At 50.6% G+C, this 12,308-nt stretch carries 12 protein-coding genes; 5 read left to right on the forward strand and 7 right to left on the reverse strand.

The genetic code is table 11. From position 1 onward, the window contains the following. Positions 1–187 precede the first annotated feature (187 nt). Positions 188–766 carry a DUF4337 domain-containing protein gene (locus GEV47_RS09340; protein WP_153234490.1) on the reverse strand — a complete coding sequence of 193 codons (579 nt, stop codon included), beginning with the start codon at positions 764–766 and terminating at the stop codon, positions 188–190. Positions 767–839: 73 nt separating this feature from the next. Between GEV47_RS09340 and GEV47_RS09345 the strand changes: the two genes are divergently transcribed. Further along, positions 840–1,691 carry a c-type cytochrome gene (locus tag GEV47_RS09345; protein WP_228124645.1) on the forward strand — a complete coding sequence of 284 codons (852 nt, stop codon included), beginning with the start codon at positions 840–842 and terminating at the stop codon, positions 1,689–1,691. Positions 1,692–1,837: 146 nt separating this feature from the next. Here GEV47_RS09345 and GEV47_RS09350 read toward each other — a convergent pair whose 3' ends face one another. From GEV47_RS09350 to GEV47_RS09360, 3 genes are all read right to left on the reverse strand, one after another. After that, complete coding sequence (locus GEV47_RS09350) at positions 1,838–2,707, reverse strand: DMT family transporter (protein WP_153234744.1); 870 nt, start codon at positions 2,705–2,707, stop codon at positions 1,838–1,840. Positions 2,708–2,791: 84 nt separating this feature from the next. Then, the gene (locus GEV47_RS09355; RefSeq protein WP_153234491.1) at positions 2,792–3,382 is read right to left on the reverse strand and encodes a class I SAM-dependent methyltransferase; all 591 of its coding nucleotides are present in this window, start codon (positions 3,380–3,382) and stop codon (positions 2,792–2,794) included. A 22-nt stretch (positions 3,383–3,404) separates the two neighbouring features. Continuing rightward, entirely contained in the window at positions 3,405–4,307 is a 903-nt protein-coding gene (locus tag GEV47_RS09360) for a LysR family transcriptional regulator ArgP (protein WP_153234492.1), read from the reverse strand. Between the two features lie 129 nt (positions 4,308–4,436). On the opposite strand from GEV47_RS09360, the gene GEV47_RS09365 reads away from it, so the two are divergent. Beyond that, entirely contained in the window at positions 4,437–5,045 is a 609-nt protein-coding gene (locus GEV47_RS09365) for a LysE/ArgO family amino acid transporter (protein ID WP_153234493.1), read from the forward strand. Positions 5,046–5,196: 151 nt separating this feature from the next. On the opposite strand, the gene GEV47_RS09370 is transcribed toward GEV47_RS09365, so the two are convergent. Further along, positions 5,197–6,060: a mechanosensitive ion channel family protein gene (locus GEV47_RS09370; protein ID WP_153234494.1), complete on the reverse strand. Its 864-nt coding sequence runs from the start codon at positions 6,058–6,060 to the stop codon at positions 5,197–5,199. Between the two features lie 242 nt (positions 6,061–6,302). On the opposite strand from GEV47_RS09370, the gene hisC reads away from it, so the two are divergent. The 3 genes from hisC (at position 6,303) to GEV47_RS09385 (ending at position 9,573) form a co-directional block, all read left to right on the forward strand. After that, a complete protein-coding gene (gene hisC / locus GEV47_RS09375; protein ID WP_153234495.1) occupies positions 6,303–7,394 on the forward strand; it encodes a histidinol-phosphate transaminase in 1,092 nt (363 codons plus the stop codon). A 122-nt stretch (positions 7,395–7,516) separates the two neighbouring features. Further along, on the forward strand, positions 7,517–8,584 hold the full coding sequence (locus GEV47_RS09380) for an MFS transporter (protein WP_322741611.1): 1,068 nt from the start codon (positions 7,517–7,519) through the stop codon (positions 8,582–8,584). 239 nt (positions 8,585–8,823) lie between these two features. Continuing rightward, a complete protein-coding gene (locus GEV47_RS09385) occupies positions 8,824–9,573 on the forward strand; it encodes an META and DUF4377 domain-containing protein (RefSeq protein WP_153234497.1) in 750 nt (249 codons plus the stop codon). A 93-nt stretch (positions 9,574–9,666) separates the two neighbouring features. Here the strand turns inward: GEV47_RS09385 and GEV47_RS09390 are convergent, their stop codons facing one another. Together GEV47_RS09390 and GEV47_RS09395 are read right to left on the reverse strand one after the other, a co-directional pair. Further along, positions 9,667–11,115, reverse strand: coding sequence for an aldehyde dehydrogenase family protein (locus GEV47_RS09390; RefSeq protein ID WP_153234498.1), 1,449 nt, complete (start codon positions 11,113–11,115; stop codon positions 9,667–9,669). A gap of 330 nt (positions 11,116–11,445) precedes the next feature. Continuing rightward, positions 11,446–12,171: an OmpW/AlkL family protein gene (locus GEV47_RS09395; protein ID WP_153234499.1), complete on the reverse strand. Its 726-nt coding sequence runs from the start codon at positions 12,169–12,171 to the stop codon at positions 11,446–11,448. Positions 12,172–12,308: the final 137 nt, after the last annotated feature.

The following is a 12,308-nucleotide window of genomic DNA, read 5'->3' on the forward strand; positions in this document are numbered from 1 at the left end:
TTGGAAAATAAACGTGGGTACAGCAATGTACCCAGAGCTGTTCAATCCTGTAACTAATGTTAATTCGTCGTTCCCGCGAACGCGGGAATCCATGTTGAGATCGCAACCTGGATCCTCGCGCTCGCGAGGATGACGGATTTTTTAATTTCAGCGTTGAATCGTCCTGGCAGCGTACCCACGTTACCGCTTAATAATGCAACGTCGCCAACAGTCCCAGCACGACACCAATCCCCGCCGCGCCGTACGATACCTTTTTCAGCCAATTTTTCCGCGTCAACAAAGTAATCGCTGCCATCGCAATCGCGATTTGTATCGCTGTCATCGCTTGTGCCCAACGGTGATGTTGATGCAGAGCTTGCTCTGATTTTTGATCCCAGGCAGTTGACTCTGCTTCCAGCGCTTCAGCCTTCTTTTGTATCTCTTCTTTTTCTGATTTATAGCGCGCAGCTTCGGCCGTGTAGTGCGCAGCATCGACACCGGGAATATGCATGGCTAGTTCGGCCAGGTTTTGGCGACTCGATTTGGCCTGATAATAATTCCATTGATTCGCGGCTTCCGTTTTTTTGATGGCGGCATCATTTTTATTCATCGCCGCTTCACTTTCAGTGGAACCGGCTTGATAGCTGAACATCGCTCCGACCGTAGCCATGATGGCGGTCATCACTGCGATCTTACCGGCAAAATTATCGCCGCTTCCATGCGCATGCTCGGTCACATGCTCGACATGATGCTCATGTGGACTGGGAACTTCAAACTCTTCGGCCATAGATACTTTCGTTAATGCGATATAGTTGCTGTATAGCATAAAAATTTATGCCATTCAAACGAAAGAAATGAAAATGACACTGCTTCTTAACCGTCTGCAAAACGGAATGATCGTCGCATCATGCGGTTTGGCGGTATTGCTCACCCTCATTTCACTGCCTGGCAACGCCGCTGAGCCGGTGCTGGAAATTCATATCGGTCAACAAGTCAAACAGCTTAGCAGCGCCGAATTATTAAAATCTCCAGATGTCCGTACTATCGAGATTGCAGATGACGTCTCCTATAAACGCAAAACACAGTATCGCGCGGTGCCGTTTACGGCATTAATCAGTGCGAAACAGTTAGCGCAGGCGGAGACCGTGCAATTTACGGCGCTTGATGGCTTTGTTGCCAATATCCCTGGCACATTACTCAATAGCGCGGCGCAACCCTGGCTGGCAATTGAACCGGCAGATAAACCATGGTCGCCGTTGAAACCGGGAAAACCTAGCGCCGGTCCGTTTTATCTGGTCTGGCGAGCTCCCGGAAAAGCAGCCGTATCGGCGGAACAATGGCCGTACCAGATCGCGACAATTACCGAAACTATCGCTTTAGAAAAACGCTTCCCGCAAATCGTGCCTAAAGCGTCGGCAAGCGACCTGAGCTCTAAAGCCGCTTTACGTGGCATGCAGGTATATATCGCCAATTGCTCTGTATGTCATAAGATAAATAATGCTGGCGATGCCACCATCGGCCCCGATTTGAACAGACCATTTAGTCCAACCGAGTATTTTCAAGATGCGTTTTTGCGCAAGCTGATACGCGACCCAACGTCAGTACGTAACTGGCCGCAAAAATCCATGCCTGGCTTTACCGCGACCAATCTAAGTGATGCTCAGTTAAATGACTTGTTGGTGTATTTGCAGCAAATGGCTAAGCAACGTTAACCATTTGATTTCAAGGCTGAGGCTGAGACAGAGCAGCCCGATTTAAGTAAGGCCGCATAAGTATTTAGACTAGGCGCCCCGGCACAGACAGTACGACTGCACGGCAAGGCGGAGGCAACAACGTATAAATACTTATGCGGCCTTACTTAATTGTTTATCGGAGCTGTTTTGAATAATCGCAAGCTTGGCAAAGTTGCCCATAAAGTCGCGGCGACAATCAAGCCGCCGCCCACCCACGCCAATCCACTGAGTTGCTCACCCAGCCATATCGCAGCGAACAAGGCGCCGAAAACCGGTTCACTTCCCATTAATAATGCGACGCGCGTGGGATTGCTACGGCGCAGCGCATAGATCTGAGCGAAAAATGCAAACAGCGTACAGAACAAGACCAGATAGATCGTATTTCCCCAGAATGCCGTTGCAGTTGGCAATGCCGGTAAGCCGTCTTTCAGCAGCACCAGTGCCAGCAGCAAACTTCCCAAACCAACGACTCCGGACTGCACTGCCGTCAAAGTAAGCGATGAAATATTTTTGTTTTCGGTGAGTCGTTTAGTCATACACATCATCAACGCCCGCAACAGCGCTGCAACCAACATCAAACCGTCACCAAGGTTGAACGTCAAACGCGCACCATACGTCAGCAACCATGTGCCGAACAAGGCGATAAAGGCCACTATGAAAGCACTGATCGCTGGCCGCTTGCCCATCACCATCCACTCAACAAACGGCGTAAATACAATACACAAGCTGATTAAAAATGCAGCATTCGATGCTTGTGTTTGTGCGACGCCAAAAGTTTCGCAGACAAAAATCGATAGCAACAACAACCCCAATGGCAAACCTACCCAAAACGCCGCACGTCCTTCGGGCCGTAGCAATGGCCGCAGAGTCGGCAGCATGACCGCAAAAGTCAGACAAAAGCGGATCGCCAAAAATCCGAGCACCGGATAATAGGCCAATGCTTGCTTGGCCATTCCGTAACTACTGCCCCACACTATGGCAACCAGCAACAGCATCAGATCAGCGATCCAGAGGGATTTAGAAGGTGTGTTTGTTATGGTCACGGGTCGGGTCAGCTTTTTAGTTAGTTTAGTGTGATATTACTTACTCTTGTGTGCCAGAACACGATGGATGATTTTGCCAGAAGATGCGCTAATAAGTTCTTCATCCAGCAGCAATGCACAACCACTTAATTCCTGTCGAATCAGTTCACTATCGAAAGCGGTATAGAGACGTCCCGCAGGATCACGTAGATCGTCATTCAGCGTCACCCGCCAACTCAGATACAACATCCCGCCAGGTTTCAGTACCGCAGTTAAGCGACGTACCGCCGCCGGTATGTGTTCTTTATCCAAATGCATGATCACGGTTTCGCACAATACATTATCGAAGCTCGCATCGGCGATACCGTCCAACAAGGGCAAGCTGGCCTGCATAAAGGTCAACTCCGGGTAACGCGCTTGCGCCTGCTGCAACAATCCATTGGACGCATCATACCCAATCGCGGCAAAACCATGTGTCACCAGCCACGCCACTTCACGGCCACTGCCACAACCGATATCAGCGGTCAGTCCGGGATGGAAATGACGCGCTACGGTTTCATACAGATCGACCGGCGCTGATTGACTATGCCAATCGTCCGCATAATCGGCAGCCGCCGCATCATAGGCTTGCAAGGTCTGAGTATCCATAAAGTCACCCTCTTAAAGTTGATTACACTTCCGTTACCGCATATTGCAAACTCGCCCTTGCCATCTGAATTATCTGTGTTGATAGGGCTTGCGTGAGTGGCGTCTGGATATTCCAGGCATGCCAGATCAGCGGTACATCAAAACCATCGCCGGGAGTGAGATCCACCAACTCTCCACTCTCCAACGCATCGCCGATTTGCAAAGTCGGCAACATGCCATAGCCTAAACCCATTTTGACGCATTTCTCAAATGCTTCTGCCGACGCAATCGAATGATGTGGGAATTTTCCCTGCCAGCCCAGCCGCCAGTCCAAAAAACGCGCATGCAGAGCATCTTTTTGATTGAATACCACCGCTGGCGCTTGTCCCACTGCCGCGGAGGTAAAACCATCGCCGAACCAACGTGCTGCAAATGCGGGTGACGCGGCGCAAATGTAGCGCTCCACGCCCAACGGCGTGGCAGTGGTGCCAGCCACGGTTTCGTTAGAGCTGGTAACGCAGGCAAACACACTGCCTTCACGCAGTAATTGTAGCGTGTGATCTTGATCGTCAATCAACACCGTCAATTGACATTGCGGCGGATTGAGTACCGGCGCAATCGCATCCAATAACCAGGTTGCCAAGGTGTCGGCGTTCACTGCAATCGCAATATCGGGCAAGCTGCCGGGTTCGCCGACATCAATATCCAACGCCGCTTCCATCAATTTGACCTGACGGAAATGCGCAATCAGCCGCTGCCCCAATACCGTCGCCACCGCCGGTTGCGCACGAATGATGAGCAACTGACCGGTCATATCTTCCAAAGTACGGATACGTTGCGACACGGCTGACTGGCTGATGAAAAGCGCCGTAGCGGCCTTCTCAAAACTGCCCAGAGTGGCGACTGCGTCGAGTGCGGCCAAGCCGCGATAATCAAGATTTTTCATACGGGCAATTATAAGCAATTCTAATCAATGAGTAAAATCATTCGTTTTACTTATATTGTGCGGCGCAGTATTCTGATGCCATGAACTTAAGCAATAACGCAAGAGGTTGAAAAGTAGAAGGAGTACATCATGGAAAGCACAGCATTCATCAAAGGATTAGGATTAGGTGGCAGCTTAATTATGGCTATTGGCATGCAAAATACATTTGTTCTGCGACAAGGCCTACAGCGCCAGTATGTGCTTACATCTGCGTTAATTTGCAGCCTGTGTGATGCCATGTTGATTGCTTTAGGCGTGGCAGGTGCCGGTATATTGATCGCTGATAATCCAACATTATTGACCATAGCAAAATGGGGTGGTGCAGCATTTTTACTCTGGTACGGCCTGCGCTCTGCACGTGCCGCGTGGAAACCAGCGGTACTCAATCCAGATGCAAAACCATTAGCGCCGCCACGCCATGCAGCAGTCATCGCTAGCGCTTTGGCGTTGAGCCTGCTAAATCCACATGCTTATTTGGATACGGTAGTACTGTTAGGCTCCATCGGCGGCCAAGAGATCGGCATCGGTCGTATTCTGTTTGCCGCTGGTGCAATGCTGGCATCGTTCTTATGGTTTATGGGTTTGGGATTTGGTGCCAGATATGCTGCACCACTATTCAAGAAACCACTAGCATGGCGCATGCTCGATAGCGTGACAGCCTTGATGATGCTGGCAATTGCGGTGTCTTTGTTGGTTTAGAAATTCTTGTTTGACAACAAAAAAGGGTGTCCAGATAAAACTGGACGCCCTTTTTATATCTTGCTTATTTACAGATCTTATTCGGCGTCAAAATCATACCGCCGTCATTCGCGCGAACGCGGGAATGACGGCGGTATGTGCGCAACATCAGTTATTCATGGTGCGCGTCGATCTTGATTCCTGCCTCACCATTACGCAACATCAATTCTCTTACCGGGAAAGGAATATTGCACCCGACCGCATTCAGGGTCGGCCAGATTTTCTGAGTAATGTCCCAGCGTACCGCCCAAAATTCACTGCTGTTGGCCCATATGCGTATCTTCAGCATCACCGCGCTATCGCTGTGATCGGTCACAACGACCAACGGTGCAGGCGTCTGTAACACACGCGGATCGGCATTAACTAATGCTTGCAAGGCTTTAATAGCGACTGCCGCATTATCTTTATAATCAATTCCAACCGGGATATCCATACGACGTGTAGCGTGACGACTGTAATTGATTAATGCACTATTCCATAGCTGATTGTTCGGCACAAACAAGCAAATCCCCTCCGATTTGGTCAGCTGAGTAGCAAATAAACCAATTTCGTTGACAGTACCTTCGATACTGCCGCTTTCAATATAGTCGCCAGCATGAAATGGTCGTAGAAACAACAGCATCATGCCGGCAGCAATATTTTGCAGTGTCCCCTGCAATGCCAAACCAATCGCCAAACCAGCCGCGCCAAGAACGGCAATAATACTGGCGGTTTGTACCCCAAACTGACCGAGCACCGCAATCAACGTAATCATGCGCACCAGCCACAGCAACACACTGCGCAACACTGGTCTTAAGGTTGCATCCACATTGGAACGAATCAAGACACGCTCAAACGCTTTGGCCAATGTGGAGGACAGCCACCAACCCGCCAGCAATATCACCAGCGCCAATACGGCGTTGACTGCGTAATGCATGGAGGAAGTCAGGAGGAAATCCCATAGGGCAGAAAATTGATTAACGGCGTGTATATTCAACGGAAACTCCCAGGACATAATAAAAATCTTCTCAAAAGTGGCAAAAAACCAGGCACCATTAGGCCGAGCCGTGCTTGTTTAGTTCGCCATTTTACTTCTTCATCTCACTTATTCGCGCTTGTAGATACGTGATCCCGCTGGCTTTGATACCATAGGGTTTTAGCACGCACGCATAGTCACTTCCATTACCAGCCCTATAATTACCAGCCGCATATCGACTCACCCTAACCTTCATCGACAGTATGAGCAAATTCTGGAGTTCTATCGTCAGCAAGCTGACGCCTTATATCCCTGGTGAACAACCTAAGATCGATAATCTGATCAAGTTAAATACCAACGAAAATCCCTACGGCCCATCGCCATTGGCTGTGGCAGCGATTGAGCGCGAAATCAACAGCAGCGGCGCGAGTTTGCGTTTATATCCGAATCCAGATTCGGAACAATTGAAACTAGCGATTGCAAAACAACATGCGCAGCATGGCATTACGCCCGCGCATGTATTCGTTGGCAATGGCTCTGACGAGGTGCTGGCGCATGCATTTCAGGCATTGCTGAAACATGACGATCCTATTTTGTATCCAGATATCACTTACAGTTTTTATCCGGTTTATTGCGGCCTGTATCACATCGCCTATAAAACGATCCCGCTCGCAGATGACTTCACATTGCGCGTCGATGATTATCTGAACGCAGGTAAAAATGGTGGCATTATTTTCCCGAATCCAAACGCACCGACTGGCTGTCTGCTGCCATTGTCAGAAGTCGAGCGTCTGGTTGCCGCACAACCAGATAGCGTGGTGATTGTGGATGAGGCCTACATTGACTTTGGCGGTAAAAGCGCGATACCTCTGGTCAGCCGCTACCCGAATTTGCTGATCATACAAACAATGTCGAAATCGTATTCTCTGGCTGGATTACGCGTCGGCTTTGCAATAGGTCATCCGGATTTAATCGCCGGGCTAACCCGCGTCAAAGACAGTTTTAATTCTTATCCGCTGGATCGCATGGCGATTGCCGGCGCCACCGCCGCAATAGAAGATAAAGCGTATCTCGATCAAACCTGCCAGGCAGTGATCAATAGTCGTGACAAATTAGTCGCCGGTATGACTGCACTCGGCTTCGAAGTATTGCCTTCCGCTGCCAATTTCATCTTGGCTCGTCATCCACAGCATGATGCGGTAAAAATCGCCGCGGGATTGCGCAGTGATGGGATTCTCGTGCGACATTTCAAAGACGCGCGCATCAATCAATTTTTGCGCATCACGATAGGCACTGATGCGGCGTGTCAGGCCTTGCTGGAAGCGTTACCGCGACATTTGGCTGGCGTTAACTAACTACGCAAGTTCTCTCTCCCGTAAGTAGGAGAGAGAAAACACATCTTAATAAATCCTAAAGGGAAATCGCCATCAAGCGCTTACAGTCCATCGCACTTCCGTTCTTTTTCATTCTGTTAGGAATAGTTTACGCAACGTGGGCATCACGCATCCCGGCGATACGCGATGCATTGCAGCTTGATCCGGCATCGTTAAGTCTGGCCTTGTTATGCGCTGGCCTGGGAGCGACCTTGTCGTTTCCATTGGCGGCATGGCTGGTCGCGCATTACGGGCCGCGGCACAGCGTACTGTTAGTCGGCGTATTTCTGCTGCTGACCTTGCCCTGCCTGGCATTGGCACCCCGTCTGCATTTATTGATGGCGGCAATGATTTTCCTTGGCACTTTTTCTGGTTGCTTCAATGTCGCGATGAATGCGTTAGCAACCCATGAAGAAAGAGCCGCCGGTCGCTCCATCATGTCGATGATGCATGCCTGGTATTGTCTGGGCACCTTATCCGGCGCACTGATCGGCAGCGCATTGGCGGGTTTGGGCATGCAAACCTGGCTGCATTTCGGCATGCTGTCGCTTCTATTACTGCTCCCTTTAGTGCTTTGCTACCAAGCGTTACCAAATGACAGACCAGAAAAAATTTCAGGCAACAAGCACTTTGCTGTGCCGCATGGTCCCTTGATCGCGCTTGGTTTAATAGGATTTTGCGGTGCGATTGTGGAAGGTGCGATTGCCGATTGGAGTGGGATTTATTTGAAGGATAATCATCATGCCAGTGATGGCATTGCGCCATTAGCTTTCGCTGCTTTTGCGGCGATGATGCTGATTACACGCGTAATTGGTGATCGTCTGAAAGAACGTTTTGGTGCTCGCAAAATCGTTGCAGCGGGCGCATTGACAGCCGGGCTTGGCATGCTGATCGCGCTCATCGCCAGCGCGATACCTTTAACGATTATCGGCTTTGCGCTCACCGGCGTTGGTGTCGCTACCTTATTCCCATTTGTCTTCAGCGCCGCTGGAAAACATGGGCCGACTGCATTGGCCGCAGTAGCAACGCTCAGTTACGCTGGCACCTTGGTAGGACCGCCAGCGATCGGTTTTCTGGCGCATGGTTTTGGACTACACCTCGCTCTGGTGCTGGTTGGGGTCTTGTGCCTGGCGGTGGCATTGGCAGCAAGTCGGGCCAAATGGCTGGAATAAAACGGCCGAAAAATGCAGTCTATTCTTTGTAAATAAGACAGGACTTTTGAATTTAATCCCAAATAGTCTGTCTATCACACACTTAGCAAGTTTTTAGAAGACATAGGCAACGCATTGCGTAGAAATCTATCTGAGAACTGACCATCACATTTAAAAGTTATGCATCATTTATCAGTTTGTTATCGATAAGCTAAAATGCCAGGCAAGCTTAAGTGCTGCCATAACCAAAGGAAAAACACATGTCTATGCCAACCTTTACACGCAGCTTGATGTTGCTAGTCGTGACTACCGCCACCTTGGCAGCCTGCGCCGGCCCAACCGCGACACCAATCAACTCATCGGCAAGCGATGAAGCGCAATTGATGGCGTCACGTTGGGAACTGGTCAAGTGGCCGGATCATGTGATACCGAATGGCGATAACGGCGAACCGGTGATGCTGAATTTCGCCAACGAAACTGGCCAGGGACATGTCAGCGGCCGTTCGTGGTGCAATAATTTTTCCGCTACTTATGCGCTGGCATCTGCGAACAGACTGACGATAGGTCAGGCAGTCGGCACACGAAAAATGTGTCCGGAACCAGCGATGCAATTTGAAAGCGACTTCCTCAATCAGCTGCAAACAGTAAACACTTACAGTTTCTCCGGCCCATTACTAGAAATTAGTACGAGCGACCATCAAACGTTGACGTTCCATCGTCGCGAAAAACCGAGCGCGGCAGCTAAAACTAAACTGGTTTATGTCGCCTCTGAAAAAGCACCTTGCAGCAATGGCGTAATGCGCACCACTTGCTATCAAATCCGTGAAGACAAAACCCAACCGTGGCAGCTTTGGTATGGCGATATCGTCGGTTTCAAACCCGAGCCTGGGATAGCTTATCGCTTGCGTATCTTAGAAGAAAAAATACCAAATCCGCCGCAAGATGCCAGTTCGATCAAGTGGACACTGGATATGGTGATTGAACAAGAAGTGATTAAGTCCCGTAATTAATTACTGTGTAACGGATAAGGAAAAGCCTGCAATCGATGAGATTGCAGGCTTTTTTATTTAGCCAGACCAGGCAGATAACTGCCAGGCGCTGAATCAGACTGTCTTGATGAACAGGGAAATCAGCTTGCGCGTGGTGGCGGTGTAAGGCGGGTAAAACATCTTCGCCAGCATGATGCGACCGCGCACTACCGCACGCTCGTGAGAAAACGCCAGGAAACCGTAGTGGCCATGGCCGCTGCCGATGCCGGAATTATTGACGCCGCCGAAGGGCAGATTCCCGTGTAGGAACTGCACCACGCAATGGTTAATACAGGCACCGCCGGAAGTGGTCTGTTGCATTATCTTGTCGATGTTTGCCTGCTTGCGGCTCCAGACATATAGCGCCAGCGGCTTGGGGTCGGCATTGATACGCGCGATAACTGTATCCAGATCGGTAAAGCTGATGATGGGCAGCAGCGGCCCAAAGATTTCCTCGCTCATGATCTTGGCGTCGTCCGGAATATCGTCGATCAGGGTCGGCGCGATATAGCGCAGTCCGGTGTCGACCTGGCCACCGGTCACCACCCGTGCGCCGCGTGCCTTGGCGTCATCCAGCAGAACCTTGACGCGTTCGGCATGGCGTTCGTTGACGATGCGCGCCAGGAATGGACTCTCGGCCTGCTCCGCCTCCTTGCCATATGCGTCTTCCAGCGCAGCGATGCAATGCTGCAGAAAGGCGTCCTTGACGCTGGCGTGCACATACACATGATCCGGTGCAATACAGGTCTGGCCGTTGTTGGTGAACTTGGCCCACAGAATATTCCGGGCAGCCGCCGCCAAGTCAGCCGTATCATCGACGATGGTCGGCGATTTCCCGCCCAGCTCCAGCGTCACGCTGGTCAAATGCTTTGCGGCAGCGGCCATGACGATCTTGCCAACCGCCGGAGAACCGGTAAAGAAGATGTGATCGAAGGGCAGCTCCAGCAACGCCTGCGCCACCGATGCCGGTCCTTCGAACAACGCCACTTCGTCCTCTGCGAATACTTCACGCAGGATTTTGTCAATCACGGCGGACGCATGCGGCGTCATTTCCGAAGGCTTGATGATCACCGCGTTGCCAGCGGCCAGCGCCGATACCAGCGGCCCTAAGCTTAGGTTGACCGGATAGTTCCAGGGTGCCACTATCAGTACTCGCCCCTTGGGTTCATATTGCGTATAACCCTGAGTACCGACCGACAGCCGCGACGGCCACACTTTCTTGGGCTTCATCCAGCTGCCTAGTTTGCGGATGGCGTCATTTGCTTCGGCGATCACCGGCAGGATTTCAGTCAGCTCGACCTCTGCTGCCGGCTTGCCGAAATCGGCAAAGCCAGCAGCAATAATCGCCTCGCGATTGGCCAACACTGCCGCTTTTAATTTGCGGATCTTGGCGACGCGTTCGGCTTTACCAGATTGCCGCAGGTGCAACGCGGTTGCGCGTTGCTGCTCAAACACACGCTGGATTTCGCTTTTGATCTGGTCGCACTCAAGCTCAGCCGTGGCTTCGTTCACGATAGCGTTCATGTTCTGCCTCTGGTATTTATTTTTATGTAAGTAATGTCAAACAATCGATTTGAAAACGCTGGTCATTCCCGCCAACGCGGGAATCCATGTTAACCCAAGGTGGATCCCCGTGTCCGCGAGGATGGCGATGCGGAGGTTGCTTGCCGAGCTTGCATCTGCAATTCAAATCTGTTTTTGTATCTTACTTGCAGCGCGTTGAATGAAAGGCGTTCAAAAGCATTCAAAAGCGAAACGCGCCGAATACCAAGTATCTTGGTCGACCGCCCGACCTGTCGTTTCCGCCGGAGGCTCGCTCTGAGCCTTCGGCGCGTTACCTCAATATCAATCCGCTTAGAATTTATAACCAACTGTCAGTGTAGACACCAAAGGATCAAGTGTGATTTTAGTAGTGCTATGGACCGTGCCTGTCGGTGTTTCCGTACTCAGATCAGCCTTGGTACTCAATTTGACATAGGCCAGGGATGCGTTAACAGACCAATTATTGTTGATATTGTAGACAAAACCGACATTCGCGATTGGCACAAAGGAGCTGCTCAGTTTTGCGCTGGTTGAAGCAGACGGATTGCCGGCCGCGACAAGGCCGAGTAATTGCGTCAAATTGTTCGTCAACTTAATATCGGAATACCAGACGTAAGCAACACCGCCACCGAGGTAGGGACGGAATGTACTGGTGGCCTCGCCAAAGTAATATTTTCCTAGCAACGCCGGACTCCACTGTTTTGCAGTCGCAATCTGCCCAAGCCCTTGGAGCAGCGCTCCTTGTCCATAGAGTTTGAATGTTGGTGGAACTCCCATATCCGCAGTTACTGCGAAATTGTCAGTGAAGAAATGGCTGAAATCCACTAGCAAGGTATCAGCGTTGCTGACTCTCGCACCTGTGCCTGGAATAGCATTTCCGTTAACGGATAACAGTTCGCTCGATTGGTTGAGACTGACATGAGCCCAACCTACATTGACGACGTTATCGCCAGCTTGTTGCGCCATGGCAGGTGCTGCAAATGCCGCCAATACCGATAAAGCAGCGAGTTTCGATAATGCTGTAAATTGCTTCTTCAAGTGTCTTCTCCAAATTTGTATTTGATTTTTTATAGTGCTCTTCATTACACGATGCGCCATATTTTTAGCGCTTTGCAGTACCGGTCAATTTAAGTTGCCTACCCTCCTACTCCAGTATTAGTCTGAATCTGCGTATC

The sequence above is a fragment of the Glaciimonas soli genome (assembly GCF_009497155.1).
GTDB lineage: Bacteria > Pseudomonadota > Gammaproteobacteria > Burkholderiales > Burkholderiaceae_D > Glaciimonas > Glaciimonas soli.

Coding starts and splice junctions, on each gene's coding strand:
- GEV47_RS09340 (WP_153234490.1), bottom strand. CDS start 766: ATGGCCGAAGAGTTTGAAGTTCCCAGTCCACATGAGCATCATGTCGAG.
- GEV47_RS09345 (WP_228124645.1), top strand. CDS start 840: ATGACACTGCTTCTTAACCGTCTGCAAAACGGAATGATCGTCGCATCA.
- GEV47_RS09350 (WP_153234744.1), bottom strand. CDS start 2,707: ATGCTGTTGCTGGTTGCCATAGTGTGGGGCAGTAGTTACGGAATGGCC.
- GEV47_RS09355 (WP_153234491.1), bottom strand. CDS start 3,382: ATGGATACTCAGACCTTGCAAGCCTATGATGCGGCGGCTGCCGATTAT.
- GEV47_RS09360 (WP_153234492.1), bottom strand. CDS start 4,307: ATGAAAAATCTTGATTATCGCGGCTTGGCCGCACTCGACGCAGTCGCC.
- GEV47_RS09365 (WP_153234493.1), top strand. CDS start 4,437: ATGGAAAGCACAGCATTCATCAAAGGATTAGGATTAGGTGGCAGCTTA.
- hisC (WP_153234495.1), top strand. CDS start 6,303: ATGAGCAAATTCTGGAGTTCTATCGTCAGCAAGCTGACGCCTTATATC.
- GEV47_RS09385 (WP_153234497.1), top strand. CDS start 8,824: ATGTCTATGCCAACCTTTACACGCAGCTTGATGTTGCTAGTCGTGACT.
- GEV47_RS09390 (WP_153234498.1), bottom strand. CDS start 11,115: ATGAACGCTATCGTGAACGAAGCCACGGCTGAGCTTGAGTGCGACCAG.